The organism is Antiquaquibacter oligotrophicus (assembly GCF_020535405.1).
GTDB classification, from domain to species: Bacteria; Actinomycetota; Actinomycetes; order Actinomycetales; family Microbacteriaceae; genus Rhodoglobus; species Rhodoglobus oligotrophicus.
The window spans coordinates 2,410,373-2,426,074 of sequence record NZ_CP085036.1 but is presented as its reverse complement, the minus strand read 5'-3'; the positions used below and the strand labels follow the sequence as shown (position 1 = coordinate 2,426,074).

The 15,702-nt window shown below is 65.4% G+C and carries 16 protein-coding genes and 1 tRNA gene; 5 read left to right on the top strand and 12 right to left on the bottom strand.

What is annotated here, in order from left to right; all coding sequences use genetic code 11:
- Positions 1–11: 11 nt before the first annotated feature.
- Entirely contained in the window at positions 12–467 is a 456-nt protein-coding gene (locus tag LH407_RS11780) for a DUF3515 family protein (protein ID WP_322133795.1), read from the top strand.
- Between the two features lie 77 nt (positions 468–544).
- Here the strand turns inward: LH407_RS11780 and LH407_RS11775 are convergent, their stop codons facing one another.
- Entirely contained in the window at positions 545–1,636 is a 1,092-nt protein-coding gene (locus tag LH407_RS11775; protein ID WP_322133796.1) for a D-alanine--D-alanine ligase family protein, read from the bottom strand.
- Between the two features lies 1 nt (position 1,637).
- Positions 1,638–2,678 (bottom strand): NAD(P)H-dependent glycerol-3-phosphate dehydrogenase, encoded by a 1,041-nt coding sequence (locus LH407_RS11770; RefSeq protein ID WP_407650572.1) that lies wholly within the window; start codon positions 2,676–2,678, stop codon positions 1,638–1,640.
- 102 nt (positions 2,679–2,780) lie between these two features.
- On the opposite strand from LH407_RS11770, the gene LH407_RS11765 reads away from it, so the two are divergent.
- On the top strand, positions 2,781–3,419 hold the full coding sequence (locus tag LH407_RS11765; RefSeq protein WP_322133798.1) for a GyrI-like domain-containing protein: 639 nt from the start codon (positions 2,781–2,783) through the stop codon (positions 3,417–3,419).
- On the opposite strand, the gene LH407_RS11760 is transcribed toward LH407_RS11765, so the two are convergent.
- From LH407_RS11760 to LH407_RS11740, 5 genes are all read right to left on the bottom strand, one after another.
- A complete protein-coding gene (locus tag LH407_RS11760; protein ID WP_322133799.1) occupies positions 3,416–4,159 on the bottom strand; it encodes a lysophospholipid acyltransferase family protein in 744 nt (247 codons plus the stop codon). The genes LH407_RS11765 and LH407_RS11760 overlap by 4 nt on opposite strands.
- A gap of 2 nt (positions 4,160–4,161) precedes the next feature.
- Complete coding sequence (murA, locus tag LH407_RS11755) at positions 4,162–5,529, bottom strand: UDP-N-acetylglucosamine 1-carboxyvinyltransferase (RefSeq protein WP_322133800.1); 1,368 nt, start codon at positions 5,527–5,529, stop codon at positions 4,162–4,164.
- A gap of 26 nt (positions 5,530–5,555) precedes the next feature.
- On the bottom strand, positions 5,556–6,173 hold the full coding sequence (gene leuD / locus LH407_RS11750) for a 3-isopropylmalate dehydratase small subunit (protein ID WP_322133801.1): 618 nt from the start codon (positions 6,171–6,173) through the stop codon (positions 5,556–5,558).
- Positions 6,173–7,606 (bottom strand): 3-isopropylmalate dehydratase large subunit, encoded by a 1,434-nt coding sequence (leuC, locus tag LH407_RS11745; RefSeq protein WP_322133802.1) that lies wholly within the window; start codon positions 7,604–7,606, stop codon positions 6,173–6,175. Before leuC ends, leuD begins: the two co-directional genes overlap by 1 nt.
- A 153-nt stretch (positions 7,607–7,759) precedes the next feature.
- Complete coding sequence (locus LH407_RS11740; protein WP_322133803.1) at positions 7,760–8,791, bottom strand: TerC family protein; 1,032 nt, start codon at positions 8,789–8,791, stop codon at positions 7,760–7,762.
- Between the two features lie 221 nt (positions 8,792–9,012).
- Between LH407_RS11740 and LH407_RS11735 the strand changes: the two genes are divergently transcribed.
- On the top strand, positions 9,013–9,279 hold the full coding sequence (locus LH407_RS11735; RefSeq protein WP_322133804.1) for a 2TM domain-containing protein: 267 nt from the start codon (positions 9,013–9,015) through the stop codon (positions 9,277–9,279).
- On the opposite strand, the gene LH407_RS11730 is transcribed toward LH407_RS11735, so the two are convergent.
- On the bottom strand, positions 9,280–9,849 hold the full coding sequence (locus LH407_RS11730) for a DUF2461 domain-containing protein (protein WP_322133805.1): 570 nt from the start codon (positions 9,847–9,849) through the stop codon (positions 9,280–9,282).
- A gap of 147 nt (positions 9,850–9,996) precedes the next feature.
- Between LH407_RS11730 and LH407_RS11725 the strand changes: the two genes are divergently transcribed.
- The gene (locus LH407_RS11725) at positions 9,997–11,562 is read left to right on the top strand and encodes an SDR family oxidoreductase (protein WP_322133806.1); all 1,566 of its coding nucleotides are present in this window, start codon (positions 9,997–9,999) and stop codon (positions 11,560–11,562) included.
- A gap of 47 nt (positions 11,563–11,609) precedes the next feature.
- On the opposite strand, the gene LH407_RS11720 is transcribed toward LH407_RS11725, so the two are convergent.
- Positions 11,610–11,685, bottom strand: a tRNA-Glu gene (locus LH407_RS11720).
- 74 nt (positions 11,686–11,759) lie between these two features.
- Between LH407_RS11720 and LH407_RS11715 the strand changes: the two genes are divergently transcribed.
- A complete protein-coding gene (locus tag LH407_RS11715; protein WP_322133807.1) occupies positions 11,760–12,212 on the top strand; it encodes a septum formation family protein in 453 nt (150 codons plus the stop codon).
- 6 nt (positions 12,213–12,218) lie between these two features.
- On the opposite strand, the gene LH407_RS11710 is transcribed toward LH407_RS11715, so the two are convergent.
- From LH407_RS11710 to LH407_RS11700, 3 genes are all read right to left on the bottom strand, one after another.
- Positions 12,219–13,142: a diacylglycerol/lipid kinase family protein gene (locus LH407_RS11710; protein WP_322133808.1), complete on the bottom strand. Its 924-nt coding sequence runs from the start codon at positions 13,140–13,142 to the stop codon at positions 12,219–12,221.
- 112 nt (positions 13,143–13,254) lie between these two features.
- The gene (locus LH407_RS11705) at positions 13,255–15,369 is read right to left on the bottom strand and encodes a copper-translocating P-type ATPase (RefSeq protein WP_322133809.1); all 2,115 of its coding nucleotides are present in this window, start codon (positions 15,367–15,369) and stop codon (positions 13,255–13,257) included.
- A 4-nt stretch (positions 15,370–15,373) separates the two neighbouring features.
- Positions 15,374–15,649: a metal-sensitive transcriptional regulator gene (locus tag LH407_RS11700; protein WP_322133810.1), complete on the bottom strand. Its 276-nt coding sequence runs from the start codon at positions 15,647–15,649 to the stop codon at positions 15,374–15,376.
- Positions 15,650–15,702: the final 53 nt, after the last annotated feature.

Here is a 15,702-nt window from a genome sequence, read left to right as displayed (position 1 = left end):
GCCTGAAGGGGATGAGACTCCTGCTCCCCCTCGGCGCCCTCGTGCTGCTCCTCGCTGGCTGCGCGCCGACCGTTGCGTTGGAGCCTGCCGCGGACGCCGCCGACCCCCTGTGCGCCGAAGTGAGCGTTCGGCTGCCCGACAGTGTCGACGATCTCACGGCACGCGAGACCAATGCTCAAGCCACGGGAGCGTGGGGCGAGCCGACCGCCGTCATCGTCCGCTGCGGTGTGCCGTCGCCGGCCCCCACCGCCGAACTGCCGTGTGTGACCGTCGAGGGAATCGACTGGCTGCGGGATGACACGGATGCCCCCGACTACGTCTTCACGAGCTACGGCCGCGAACCCGCCGTCGAAGTGATCGTCGACTCGGAGGTGGCATCCGGGCTGGACGTGCTCACCGCACTGGCACCCGCCGTGGGCAGGCTGCCGGCCTCTGGCGAGTGTGTGGCCCTCGAGGACGCGGGCTAGCGCCTCGCGGCCTAGCTGCCGGTTGAGGAGCTCGCGCAGCGAGCGTCTCGAAACCAACCCCGCGCAACACGGGCGCGCTAGCGCACGGCCTCCAGGCCGAGCTGGATGAGCTCGTCGATGAGTTCCGTGTAGCTGAGGCCGCTCGCCTGCCAGCACTTGGGGTACATCGAGATGGGTGTGAATCCCGGCATGGTGTTGAGCTCGTTGACGATGAACTCGGTGCCGGTGAAGAAGAAGTCGACCCGCGCGAGCCCAGACCCCCCGATTGCGTCGAAGGCGCGCGCGGCGATGCGCTGCATCTGCGCGAGCTCATCCGGTTCGAGGGATGCCGGGCACACAAGTTCTGCGGCATCCGGGTCGATGTACTTAGCCTCGAAGTCGTAGAAGTCGCGACCGTGCATGATGATCTCGCCGGCGACACTCACACGCGGCGGCTCACCGCCCCGCCCCGAAAGCACGCCGCACTCGACCTCGCGACCGCTGATCGCCGCCTCGACGAGGGCGCGCGAATCTTCCGCGAACGCCACCGTCAGTGCGGCGTCGAGTTCGTCGAGCGACGTCACCTTGCTCACCCCGACCGACGATCCGGCACGCGCTGGCTTGACGAAGAGCGGCAACCCGAGCTCGCGGATGTCCGCTGTGATCCTGTCGCGCTCCTGCTGCCAGCCGTAGGGACTTACCGTGACCCACGGAGCTACCGCGACGCCCGCCCCCTCCAGGGCGGTTTTGGCGAAGTGCTTGTCCATACCGAGGGCGGACGCGAGCACGCCGTTGCCGACGTACGGGAGTCCGACCAGTTCCAGGAGCCCCTGCACCGTGCCGTCCTCCCCAAAGGGCCCGTGCAGGATGGGGAACACCACATCGACGTCACCGAGCGAGCGAGTAACACCCGAGGCATCCGTCACCGTCAGCTCGCGGGTTGTCGACGACTCCGGCCAATGCACTCGGGTGCCGTTGTCGGGAACGACGGGCATGGCGTCGGGGTTCATCGCGAACATGGCGGCGTCGTCCGGCTGGAGGGTCACGGCACCGGACTTGGTGATACCGATCGCGATGACGTTGTACTTGCTGCGGTCGATGGCCGAAAGCACACCGGAGGCCGTCGAGCAGCTGATCTCATGCTCGGATGACCGGCCGCCGAACAGGAGGGCGACGGTCAGTGTGGTCACGCTACTCTCCCTGCGGCAGTTCGTCGGTGGTGAGGTGCGGTGCGATGTCCCGCGGTGCCAGAGTACCGGCAAGCACTTCGGCGACCTGACTCACAATGGGCATCTGTACACCCTTCGCGAGCGCGAGTTCCAGCACGGGTGCGACGGAGGAGAGCCCTTCCGCGGTTTGGTTCATCTGCGCGATGACCTCGGAGTAGCTGTACCCCTGACCGAGGAGCCTGCCCGCCGTGTTGTTGCGACTGAGGCTCGACTCGCACGTGGCGATGAGGTCGCCGAGGCCAGCGAGGCCCGCGAGTGTCTCGGCCTTGGCACCGTAGGCGACCGCGAAGTCGGTCATCTCGGCGAGCCCGCGCGTGATGATGGATGCCTTAGTGTTTTCGCCGTAGCCGACACCGTCGACGATGCCGATCGCCACGGCCACGAGGTTCTTGAGCACTCCGCCGAACTCGGTGCCGATGACATCCGTGTTGACGAAGCTGCGGAAGTACGGGTTGGTGGCGGTCATGGCGACCGTGGTGGCGGTCTCGATCTCCTCCGACGAGATGACGGCTGCGGTGGGTTGTTCCTTCGCGATCTCGAGCGCGAGATTGGGGCCGGATGCCACGGCCACCCGCTCTGGGCCGAACCCGAGCTCCTGGCGAATCACCTCACTCATGCGTGCCCCCGTACCCTTTTCGACACCCTTCATGAGCGACACGACGATTGCGGACTGCGGAATGAGGTCGCGCACGATGCGGAGGTTCTCACGCAGCGACTGGGACGGCACCGAAAGGTAGACCTGCTCCGCACCGTCAAGCGCTTCCGGAAGTCGTGATGTGGCCCACAGGTTGCGCGGGAGGTTGATGCCTGGCAGGTAGTCGCTGTTGCGGTGGGATTGGGTGATCTCGCGGGCGAGCTCCGAACGGCGGGCCCAGATCGCGACATCCGCTCCCCCGTCGGCGAGGATCTTCGAGAAGGTGGTCCCCCACGATCCGGCACCGAGAACGGCGACACGACGGGCAGGGGTCACGGCGTTCTGTGGCACTCGACCATTGTGCGGCATGGGGGCGCGCTGGGCCGGTACCGCCGGGCATCGAGTCCGTTCGGTTCGCGAAAAGGCCGGAAACCACTAGAACATACGTTCTAGTCTCTGGTAGAATCGAGCATGGCCCCGGCAGCGACATCCTCCACAATCGACTTCAAGAAGACACTCGGCGCCTATGAGGGTCGGCGGGGGCAGTTCCGTATTCTCGAGGTGCCGACGATGCAGTACCTCATGGTTGACGGTCACGGGGACCCCAACACGTCTCCCGCCTTCGCGGACGCCATCACGGCGTTGTATCCGGTTGCCTACAAACTCAAGTTCGCAAGCAAACGGGAGCTGGAACGCGACTACGTTGTGCCCCCACTCGAAGGCCTGTGGTGGTCCCCCGACCTGAGCGCTTTCACGAGCGCACGCGACAAGTCGCGCTGGAACTGGACGCTCATGATCATGACCCCGGAGTGGATCTCCCAGGAGATGGTGGATGCCGCGATCACCGCCGCCGGGGCGAAAACCCCTCCGACCTCACTCGACCTGGTCCGACTGGAGTCACTCGACGAGGGGCTCTGTGTTCAGACGCTGCACGTCGGATCGTTCGACGACGAGGCGGGCATCCTCGCGACCATGCACGACGACTTCATCCCCGCCAACGGGCTTGCGATGACCGGAACTCACCACGAGATCTACTTCAGCGACTTCCGCAAAGTCGAGCCATCGAAGCTGCGGACACTCCTGCGGCAGCCGGTCGCGAAGCAGGCCTAGTTTTCGAGCCGGCCGAACTCGGTCTGACCGTGCTCCGCCGGATCCCAGCGCTCGAGGGGCGCCCTCTCGCCGCGAAGCTCCTCGAGAAGCTTCGTGATCGACTGCATGACCGCGGTAGTCGCCGCGGCATACGTCGCGCCCGTCTTCGGCTTGTCCTGCCAAGGCGACAGGTCGACCGGCTCACCGAAGATCACATCCACGTTCTTACGAGGGAAGATGCTGAGCTTCTTCGAATAGCGCGGCAGGATCTCCTGCACACCCCAGTGGGCACACGGAACTATCGGGATGCCGTGCTCCAACGACAGACGCACCGCACCGAACCTGCCCCTCATCGGCCACATCTGCGGGTCACGCGTGAGGGTGCCCTCCGGATACACGATCACCGCGAGACCGTCATCCACGAGCCGGGACGCCGCCGCGAGCGGATCTGCTCCCGCCGTGGTTCCGGCCCGCTCCACGGGAATCTGGCCCGTGGCGCGAAGAATTGCCCCCAGAACCGGAACCCTGAACAGGCTCGCCTTCGCGAGAAAACGCGGCACGCGCCCGGCCCGCCAGAGCGCGTAGGCAGTCACGAGCGGGTCGAAGTTTGAGTAGTGGTTGGGCGCGAGAATGAACGCACCAGCCGGAAGCTTGTCCACGTTGCGAAAGCGGTACCGCCCGACAAGCAGCAGGAAAGGGATGACTATGAACGAGAGGAGCCGCCATCCGACGGTCTTCTCGCTCCGAGTCGTACCCGCCACGCTCAGCCCTCGTAGATGAAGTCGGCTCCGAGGTCCGAGAGCTTGTCGATGAAGTGCTCGTACCCACGACTGATGATGCCGATGTTTGTCACGCGGGACTGGCCTTCCGCGGTGAGCGCCGCGATGAGGTGGCTGAAGCCACCGCGCAGGTCGGGGATCTCGACATCCGCACCCTTGAGCGGGGTCGGACCGATGATGACGGCGGCCTGCTCCAGCGGGCGACGCGGAACGCGGCGCGTGACCGACTCCAGACCGTCCTTGTGCACAACGATGTCGGCACCCATCTCGATGAGCGCGTCCGTGAACCCGAAACGGTTCTCGTACACGGTCTCGTGAACGACGCTGCGACCCTCGGCCTGCGTGAGCGCGACGATGAGGGGCTGCTGCCAGTCGGTCATGAATCCGGGGTGCACGTCGGTTTCGACAACAACGGGCTTGAGGGTTCCACCCGGGTGCCAGAACCGGATGCCGTCCTCCTGGATGTCGAAGGCTCCACCCACCTTGCGGTAGATGTTGAGGAACGTCATGAGCTCCTGCTGCTTCGCGCCGGCGACAAAGATGTCGCCCCCCGTGGCCAGAGCGGCGGATGCCCAGCTCGCGGCCTCGTTCCGGTCGAAGAGTGCGCGGTGTGTGTACCCCTGCAGCTTGTCGACACCCTCGATGAAGATCACGCGGTTGGGCTCGACGTTGATGATCGCGCCCATCTTCTGCAGGATCGCGATGAGGTCCATGATCTCGGGCTCGATGGCCGCATTCTTGAGCTCGGTGACACCCTCGGCGAGGACCGCGGTGAGGAGCACCTGCTCGGTCGCGCCGACACTCGGGTACGGAAGCTCGATGTTGGCGCCCTTGAGACCGTTCGGAGCGGTGAGGCGGATGCCCTCATAGCTCTTGTCGACGATCGCACCGAACGCGCGCAACGCGTCCATGTGGAAGTCGATGGGGCGGTCGCCGATGCGGCAGCCGCCGAGGTCGGGGATGAGCGCCTCACCGAGACGGTGGAGAAGAGGTCCGCAGAACAGGATGGGGATGCGGCTGGAGCCTGCGAGCGCGTCAATCTGGGCGAAGTGTGCTTTGAGCACGTTGGAGGGGTCGAGGATCAACTCGCCCTCGCCGACCTTCGTGACCGTGACACCGTAGGCACCGAGCATCCCGGTGACAACGCCAACATCGCTGATGTCGGGCACGTCTTGCAGGTGACTCGGGGTGTCGGCGAGGAGGGCCGCGACCATCGCCTTCGTGGCGAGGTTCTTGGCCCCACGCACGTCGACACGACCACGGAGCGGCTTGCCGCCGTTGATGATGATCTCGTCCGAGGAAAGACCCACTCGTGCGGCCGCCTTTCGTGCGTCCTTCGTCACCGAATTCATGTATACCTCTGTCTACCTGGGTTCACTCAGCTTTTGGCCGGGAGGGTGGTGGGCCGCCAACTTTCGCGGCGGCTCTCGAACTCGGTGATGTGCGTCTCATCCCGAAGTGTCAGACCGATGTCGTCGAGGCCTTCCAGCAGGCGCCATCGGGTGTAGTCGTCGATCTCGAAGGGGAAGCTCGCGGTGCCGACGGTCACCGTTTTGGCAACCAGATCAACGGATGCTTCTATTCCCGGGTGCTCGTCGACGATGAGCCAGATCGTCTCGATGTCGGCGTCGCTCAACTGGGCCGCGAGGAGCCCCTGCTTGCCGGAGTTACCGCGGAAGATGTCGCCGAATCGACTCGACAGCACGGCGGCGAACCCATAGTCGCGGAGCGCCCAGACGGCGTGCTCACGGCTCGAGCCCGTACCGAAGTCGGGGCCGGCGACGAGGATACGCGTCTCGGTGCCGGGCTTCGCCACCCCGTACGGTTCGCGGTTGAGCACAAAGTCCGGGTCCTGACGCCACTGGTAGAACAGGGCGTCGTCGAAGCCGGTTTTGGTCACGCGCTTCAGGAACTGCGCCGGGATGATCTGGTCGGTGTCGACGTTCGAGCGCTGCAGGGGAACGGCAATGCCGGTGACGGTGCTGATCGGTTCCATCAGACGCCCACCTCCACGCGCAGGTCGCTCGGGCTTGAGAGGGTTCCGCGAATGGCGGTGGCCGCGGCCACGACGGGCGACACGAGGTGCGTGCGACCGCCCTTACCCTGCCGACCCTCGAAGTTGCGGTTCGACGTGGACGCGCACCGCTCCCCCGGGGCGAGCTGGTCGGGGTTCATACCGAGGCACATCGAGCATCCGGCAAAACGCCATTCGGCACCGAACTCCTCGACGATCTTGTCGATTCCTTCAGCCTCAGCCTCGATGCGCACACGCGCTGAACCCGGTACGACCATGACACGCACGCCGTCGGCCTTCTTCTGGCCCTTGATGATCGCGGCGAACGCTCGCAGGTCCTCGATGCGGCTGTTCGTGCACGAGCCCATGAAAACCGCGTCGACGGGGATCTCCTTGAGCGGGGTTCCCGGGGTGAGGTCCATGTACTCGAGCGCGCGCTCGGCGGCTGCCCTGTCGTTGGGGTCATCGAAGTCGGTGGGCTGCGGAACCGTGCCGCTCAGCGACACACCCTGACCGGGGTTGGTGCCCCACGTGACGAACGGCTCCAGCTCGTTCGCGTCGAGGTACACCTCGGCGTCGAAGACAGCGTCGTCGTCGGTGCGCAGCGTGTTCCAGTAGGTCACCGCGTCGTCCCAGTCCTGACCCTCCGGCGCGTGAGGGCGGCCCTTCAGGTAGGCGTAGGTCGTTTCATCCGGTGCCACCATGCCGGCGCGGGCGCCTGCCTCGATGGACATGTTGCAGATCGTCATGCGGCCCTCCATGGAGAGCGAGCGGATGGCGCTGCCACGGTACTCGAGCACGTAGCCCTGGCCACCACCCGTGCCAATCTTCGCGATGACGGCGAGGATGATGTCTTTCGCTGTCACACCCGGCTTCAGCTCACCCTCGACGGTGATCGCCATCGTCTTGAAGGGCTTGAGCGGCAGCGTCTGCGTCGCCATGACGTGCTCGACTTCGCTCGTGCCGATACCGAACGCCATCGCACCGAACGCGCCGTGGGTCGAGGTGTGCGAGTCGCCGCACACGACGGTGATGCCCGGCATGGTGAGGCCCAGCTGCGGTCCGACGACGTGCACGATGCCCTGCTCGATGTCACCCAGCGAGTGCAGGCGGATGCCGAACTCCTTGGCGTTGGCGCGAAGCGTCTCGATCTGGGTGCGACTGATCGGGTCCGCGATAGGGCGGTCGATGAGGAGCGTCGGAGTGTTGTGATCCTCGGTCGCGATCGTCAGATCGGGGCGGCGCACGGGGCGACCCGCCATCCGAAGCCCGTCGAATGCCTGAGGGCTCGTGACCTCGTGGACCAGGTGAAGGTCGATGTAGATGAGGTCGGGGCTGCCGTTCTCGCCCTTGACCACCAGGTGGTCGTCCCACACTTTCTCAGCGAGGGTGCGAGGTCGCGATGATTCAGTCATGGATGCTGTCCTTCTTCGTTTCGAGTGCCCAGCCCGTGTCGCTGCCTGGCGCAGTCGGACTCCGCGACGAGGGAGGCCGGTGGACTAGACCTCGTCGCGGCGACGAAGAAGAAGCTCGAAACGCATCCTCTGAGGGTAGCACTCGGAGGCCAGCTACTCGGCGTCGGGCCCCGGGATGCTGCTCTCCTTGATCTCCTCGCGGAGTGAACGGTTCGAGTCGACCTTGATCTTGATGAGGCTGGCGACGACGGCGACCGCCATGGCGGCGAGGATCACCGCGAGCGACGTCCACGTGGAGATCTCGGGCGCCCAGTCGACGTGTTCTCCACCGTTGATGAACGGCAGCTCGTTGACGTGGAGGGCGTGGAAGAACAGCTTCACACCGATGAAGCCGAGGATGAACGCGATGCCGTAGTGGAGGTACTCGAGCTTGTCGATGAGGTCGCCGAGGAGGAAGTACAGCTGGCGAAGACCCATCAGGGCGAAGACGTTCGCGGTGAAGACGATGAACGGGTCCTGCGTGATGCCGAAGATCGCGGGGATCGAGTCGATCGCGAACACGAGGTCGGTCAGGCCGAGCGCGATGAACACAACGAGGATCGGGGTGAAGACCTTCTTGCCGTCGATGACGGTGCGCAGCTTCGCGCCGTCGTAAGTGTCGGTAATGGCGACGCGCTTACGGAGGAAGCGGATGATGCCGTTCTCGGTCTCCTCCATGTCGTCGTGCTTCTCGAACACCTGACGCACGGCCGTGTAGAGGAGGAATGCACCGAAGACGTAGAAGATCCAGGAGAAGTTCTCGATGAGCTGGGCACCGAGGAGGATGAAGATTCCGCGCAACACGAGGGCGATGAGGATGCCCACCATGAGCACCTCCTGCTGGTACTTCCTCGGCACCGAGAACCTCGCCATGATGATGACGAAGACGAAGAGGTTGTCGATCGACAACGAGTACTCGGTCACCCAACCGGCGATGAACTCTCCGGCGTGATCGGGTGAGCCCTGCCACAGCATGAGCAGCGCGAAAATGAGCGCTAGGGCGACGTAGAAGCTCACCCACAAAGCCGACTCTCGCGTCGACGGGATGTGCGGTCGCTTGAAGGCGAGGGTCAGATCGGCGGCGAGGATGAGGAGGAGCACGACAAACGCCGTGATCTCGAACCAAGCGGGCAGTGCAGCTTCCATGAACGTCCATTCACGAGGAGGGCAGGTGGGGGCTCGAAAGTCTCTCCCCCGCGCCCGAAGCACGTCGCAATCCCGGAACCACGGCGTCGGGGTTCGTCTTGACGGGATAGCGGAGTGGGATACTCCCCTTCGTGGGAGTCAGCCTAGCGGATGCGGGGGCTCCAGAATCGACACCGCCGAGGGGTACCCGAGGCCGGGCATCCGGCGCTAGTCTCGGCTGCATGAACGATGATGAGCTCCGCTCCGTTGCGGCCAAGCGTCTGAAGGCTCGCTCGGACTTCTACAAGTACCTCTTCGTCTGGCTCGCGGTCTCCATCATCGTGACCGGCGTGTGGGCCCTCAGCGGCATGGGCTACTTCTGGCCCGTGTGGGTGATCGGCGGAATGGGCATCGCGGCCCTCTTCCAGGCGATCGACGTGTTCGGCCGAAGCGGTGTGATCACCGACAGCGCGATCGACGCCGAAGTCGAGCGAATGAAGAAGAGCTAGTCACTCCGCCGTTACGGATGTCGACAGCCACTGGTTCCACCTTTCGACGACCGACCACGCTTCGCTGACGATCTCGATCAGGGTCGAATCGGTCGGCACATCCCGGCGGTCGAGTCGTTTGCCGATCGCCAGGTGCTTCAGTCGCAGGAGTTCGATGTGCGGATGCTCAACGCTGAACCCGCGCGGAGCGGTCGCGAGCGCACCCTCCACGAGCAACTCGAACCCCGCGCGCTTCGTCTCCTCGACCGCGTGCAGAACGTCTTCCGCTGACGCCGGATCATCCAGGAGCGCTCGGAATCGCGCGAGCCTGTCGCGGTCGGGTTGGTAGAGCCCACCCCCGACCATGACCCCTTCGGCGGAGAGCTGGAAGTACAGCGCCGGCTCGTTCATCCGTGAACTCACGAGCCCAAGGTGCTCCTTGTACGGCCTCTTGTCCGCACTGAAGCGCACGTCACGATGGGGGCGGAAGATTTTGAGACCACCGAACTCTGGTTCGAGTTCGCCCGCGAGCGCCTCCGCCGGCTCCCGCACGCTCGACTCGTAGCGCGCTTTGTTGGCTGACCACCACACTCACGCGTCTGGTTGCGCGCAACGTCGTCGTAGAACACAAACGCATCCGCGGGGAATCCTTCGAAGCCTATCCGCTGACAGTAGCGCAATCGTCACCTCGCTCCGCAAGGGGGTGCTGACGCGAGGGCGTCCGCCTACGCTCGAGCCATGACCGAGCTGACGCAGCCCACCGGACACGAAGAGGCGCTGCGCGCGGTTGCTCGCGAGGATGGCTCCGCGCCACGAGCGCTCGTTCTCGGCGCGACCGGGTACATCGGCGGCCGCCTCACGCCGAGGCTCATCGCCGCCGGGTATCGGGTGCGCGTGTTGGCTCGGGACGCGGCACGAGCGGCTTCGTTTCCGTGGGGTGCCGAGTGCGAGATCGTTGAGGGTTCGGCGAATGATGCGGACGCCGTTGCACGAGCCATCGACGACGTGGACGTCGTCTACTACCTCATCCATTCGATGGGCGAGGGTAAGGGCGGCTTCGAGCGCGCGGACGAGAGAGCCGCGGAAACCGTTGCCGCAGCCGCCTCGAAGGCGGGAGTCCGTCGGATCGTCTACCTCGGTGGGCTCCACCCCGACGATGCGAAGCTGTCACCGCATCTGCGCTCGCGCGTGCGGGTCGGGGAGATCTTCCTCGAGTCAGGTGTTCCCACACTCGTGCTCCAGGCCGGTGTCGTGATCGGATCCGGCTCCGCGTCGTTCGAGATGATCCGCCACCTGACCGAGGTGCTCCCCTACATGCCGGCGCCGAAGTGGGTGCGCAATCACATCCAGCCGATCGCGATCCGCGACGTGCTCCACTACCTCTTGGGTGCCGCACGAGTCGACACGAGCGTCAATAGTGCGGTCGACATCGGCGGACCCGACGTGTTGCGCTACGGACAGATGATGAACGGGTACGCCGTCGAGGCGGGCCTTCCGCAGCGCGCCATCGCCTCGCTCCCCGTGCTCACACCCGGTCTCGCATCGCACTGGGTGAACCTCGTGACGCCCGTGCCCCGATCGATCGCGCGGCCGCTCGTCGCGTCGCTGCAGAACGAGTGCGTCGTGAAGAACCACGCGGTAGACGACCTCATCCCCCGACCCGAGGATGGGTTGACCCCGTACCGCACGGCGGTGGCGCTTGCGATCGGCCGATCGCGGGATGACACGATCGAGACCAGTTGGCAGGACGCCGAGGTGTCCGGCGCGCCGAGCGATCCGCTGCCGAGCGATCCGGACTGGGCCGGGAAGACGGTGTTCACGGACGCGCGGACACTGGAGACACGGGCATCCGTCGACCGACTATGGCAGGTCATCGAGGGCATCGGCGGTAGCAACGGCTGGTACTCGTCGCCGTTCCTGTGGGCTGTGCGCGGATGGATGGACCGGCTCGTCGGCGGTGTCGGACTTCGACGTGGCCGACGGAGCCGGAGCGAAGCGCGTGTTGGCGACGCCATCGACTTCTGGCGGGTCGAAGCCGTCGAGGACCCGAAAGGCGCGCGCGGCGGGCTCCTGCGGTTGCGCGCCGAGATGAAGGTGCCGGGGTCCGCGTGGCTCGAGCTGCGGGCCGTGCCGAGAGGCTCGGGCTCGGTCTATGAGCAGCGCGCCGTCTTCTTTCCTCGCGGACTCAGCGGCCGGCTGTATTGGCTTGCCGTTCTGCCATTTCACGGCGCGATCTTCGCGGGCATGGCGGCGCAGATCACGCGTGTCGCGGAAGGCCGAGGAAGCGACGCGCACACGACGTAACAGCGCCGAAACGCGTGCACCCATTACTGTGCGATGAAGCAGTTTGTTGGTGACCCCAGCGGGATTCGAACCCGCGTTACCGCCGTGAGAGGGCGGCGTACTAGGCCTCTATACGATGGGGCCGTCACGACAACTACAAGAGTATGTCATACCCGACTGGGCACACCAAACTGGCTCCAGACCCGAGGAGAATGCCGATGATCGGTCGCGCCGCAGCGATCCTGTTCTGCACCACCGCCATGCTTGCGCTCGCGGGATGTTCGTTCCTCGGGCCCTCGCGTGGCCCCGACGGGCAGTTCTCCGAACCCACGCAGATCAACTCAGCTGACCTGCTCACCGGGGACTGCTTCACGTTCGACGAAGGCAGCAACCTCGCGACCTCAACGGTGGTGCCGTGCGACGTCGAGCACGAGTTCCGGGTGATCGGTCAGGGCACACTCGACGACGCCGCGATCGCTGCTGCCGGCGACAAGCAGATCGCCATCAACGCCGCGTGCGACGAGCCCTTCGCCGACTTCATGGAGACCGTCGCCGAGGGCGTTCGACCCGATCAGCAGTTCATCTCGGCCACCATCGAGGAGGACGGCGAGCAGCTCACCGAATATTCGTGCCTCGCAACGGATGCCCCGATCGTCTCCGCCGAGGGTTAGTGGCCGCTACGCCCCGAGCAACTTCATCGAGAGCGGGTCGACGGTCACCGTGACGGGCAACCGCCCGATGCGCTCCCCGTCCGCATAAGCAACAGCGGTCGGCGAATCGATAGTGACAACCCTTGCCCGATCGATCGTCACACGCGGGTCGCTCACGTGCGTGCCCTTGAAAACACGCGGGAAGATGCGCAAGAAGGCGACACGAGAGAGCGGGCGAACAGTCATGACGTCCAAGAGCCCATCGTCGACGACCGCATCGGGGGTGACTTTCATACCGCCGCCGAGCGAAACATTGTTGCCAATCGTCACGAGGAGAGCGTCGAGGTGCTTCTGCCGACCGTCGAGACCGAGACGGTAGGCGATGGGGCGGAGCCCGACGAGTTCCAGCACGAGCGCGACGATGTAGCGACTGGCACCTTTGGGGTGACGCATCCGGTTTGCGCGCTCGTTGACGGTCGCGTCGAAGCCAGCCGACAGCACACACGCGAACCAGCGGGTCGCGGGGGCGCCGGTCGTGGCATCCGTGTACTCGATGCGGCCCGTGTCGATCGTGCGCGGTGGGCGGGCCAACGCCGAGATGAGTGCTGCGATCGCCGCATCCGTGCTCTCGTGCGGGATGCCGAGTCCCCGTGCCATGTCGTTGCCTGTACCGGAGGGCACAATGCCGAGCGGCACGTCCGTGCCGACAACGAGGTTGGTGCCGAGGTTGACCATGCCGTCGCCCCCGACAACGATGAGGGCGTCGGGTTGCGACGCGACCGCCCGGCGTCCTGCTGCCATGAGCTTGTCGAAGCTTGCCTCCTGGAGACTCGTCACGTCGTGGCCCTCCGCCCGGAGTGCTGCAACAACGGCGGGGCCGACGTCGCGGCCTTTACCGAACGAGGCTGTCGGGTTGATGGCGACCACGAGGCGGAGGTGCGTCATCGTCATGTGGCAAGTATGGTCGACGCCGGCCGCGCTGAGGTTTGCGAGCCGCGCTGGGGTACGAACACCAGCGGAGGAAGCAAACCGCAGCGCGGCGAGCGGCGCTGAGCGACGTCAGCTACAACCTGGTGAATCGGAGCAGTTGCGCGTTGATAGCGACGATGATCGTCGACACCGACATGAAGACCGCGGCGAGCGCGGGCGGAAGCAGGATGCCCGCACCGAACAGCACACCGGCGGCGAGCGGAATGCCGATCGCGTTGTACCCGGTCGCCCAGAAGAGGTTCTGCAGCTCTTTACGCCACGTGGCCTTGCTGAGCTTCAGCAGCGCGCCGACGGCACGCGGATCGCTCGAGGCCAGCACGATGCCGGCCGAGTCGATGGCGACATCCGTTCCCGCACCGATGGCGATACCGACGTCGGCGCGCGCGAGAGCCGGCGCGTCGTTGATACCGTCACCGACCATGGCCACGGAGCCGGATTCTTGGAGTTTCGCCACCACGTCCGCCTTCTCCCCCGGCAGCACGTGAGCGAACACCTCGTCGATGCCGAGCTGTGCCGCCACCGTGATCGCGACCTCGTGGGAGTCGCCGGTGAGCATGGCCACACGAACGCCGCGCTCTTTGAGATCCCGAACAGCCTCGAGGGACTCCGGGCGGACGGTGTCGGCGAGCGCGAACATCCCGAGCACAGCCTCGCCTTCGAGTAGGTACACGATCGTGTTGCCCGCGGTGGTCGCATCCCGTGCCGCCTGAACGAGCTCGACCGGGAGTGTGATCGCGCGTTCGACAACCACGCGGTGGCTGGCCACAACGAGGTCGCGGCCGTCGACGACAGCCTGAGCACCGCGGCCCGCCAAAGCGGTGAACTGCGTCGACTCGGCGACCGCCAGCCCGCGGTCGTGGGCCTCGGCAACGATGGCGCGGGCGATGGGATGCTCGGACTTCGACTCGACCGCTGCCGCGAGCGCGAGCACCTCATCGTCGCTGCCCGATGTTGCCGCGATGGCGGCCACACCGAGCGTGCCGGTGGTGAGGGTTCCGGTCTTGTCGAAGAGCACAACGTCGATGGAGCGGGCGGCCTCGAGGGCGAGCTTGTTCTTGACGAGGATCCCGCGACGGGCGCCGAGTGCCGTCGAGATTTGGGAGACGAGAGGTATCGCGAGGCCCAGGGCGTGCGGGCAAGCGATGACGAGAACACTCACGACCCGTTCGAGTACAAATGCCGGGTCATCCGGAGCGAGGAAGAGCCACGCGACGAGCGTGATGATGGCTGCTCCGAGCGCGACGTAGAAGAGCAGTGCGGCGGCGCGATCGGCGAGCACCTGCGCTCCGGACTTGCTCGCTTGGGCGTCGCTGACGAGCTTCATGATGCCCGCGAGCGCGGTTTCGCTTCCCACCTTTGTCACCCGAACGGTGAGCGATCCAGGCCCGTTCACCGCGCCGCCGATCACGATGTCTCCGACGGCCTTGGAGACCGGTGCCGATTCGCCCGTGATGAGCGACTCGTTGATCTCGGACTCCCCCTCGATCACCTCGCCGTCGATGGGCACGGTGGCGCCGGGCCTCACGAGGACAACGTCGCCGACGGTCAGACTCGCGACGGGCATCGGCATGACGTGATCACCGTGGACGACATCGGCTTCGTCGGGCAGGAGCTTCGCGAGTTCTCCGAGCGCGTCCTGGGCGCTCATGACCGCCGACATCTCGATCCAATGCCCGAGCAGCATGATCGTGATGAGGGTGGCGAGCTCCCACCAGAAGTCCATGCCAGGCAGGCCGAGGGTCACCGCGAGGCTGTACCCGAACGCGACCAGGATCGCGAGAGAGATGAGTGTCATCATGCCCGGCTGGCGCGATCGGAGTTCAGCGACGGCCCCACGGAGGAAAACGAGACCGCCGTAGAAGAAGATCACGATGCCGAAGGCCGCAGGAATGAACTGGCTGCCGGGGAACCGCGGGCCCGTGAGACCCAGGATGTCCTGCAGTCCCTCGGAGAAGACCAGGGTGGGCACGGTCAAGGCAAGGCTGATCCAGAACTTCGAGCGGAAGATCTTGGGATCGTGACCGGAATGGTCGCCGTGCCCGGCATGCCCGGCGTGAGCGTCGTGTCCGGCGTGCGCGTGGTCAGTCTCGTGCGCCTCGTGCCCTTCGTGGGACCCGTGGTCGTGGTGCGAGTGCGTGTCGTGGCCGTGGTCGCTGTGGTTGTGGTTGTGGTTGTGGTTGTGGCTCATGCGCTCACTCCGCCCGGTTGTTGTTCAGCTCGTAGACCCGCAGCAGCTCGTCGATGGCTGTGTCCTGCTCGCCGTGCTCGAACATGTGCGCAACGTGGGTCTTGAGGTGGTTTTCGACCAGGAGCTTGTTGAGGCTGCGCAGCGAGTTCTGGATTGCGAGCGACTGCGTGATGATGTCGACGCAGTAGTCCTCGTTCTCGATCATCTTGGTGATGCCGCGCAATTGCCCTTCGAGGATGCGGCTCCGATGCAGTGCACGCTTTTTGATGTCGTCGATCATGTCGTCCAGCATACCCCTAGGGGGTATAGGTGTCATCGTTTCGATGGAACGAG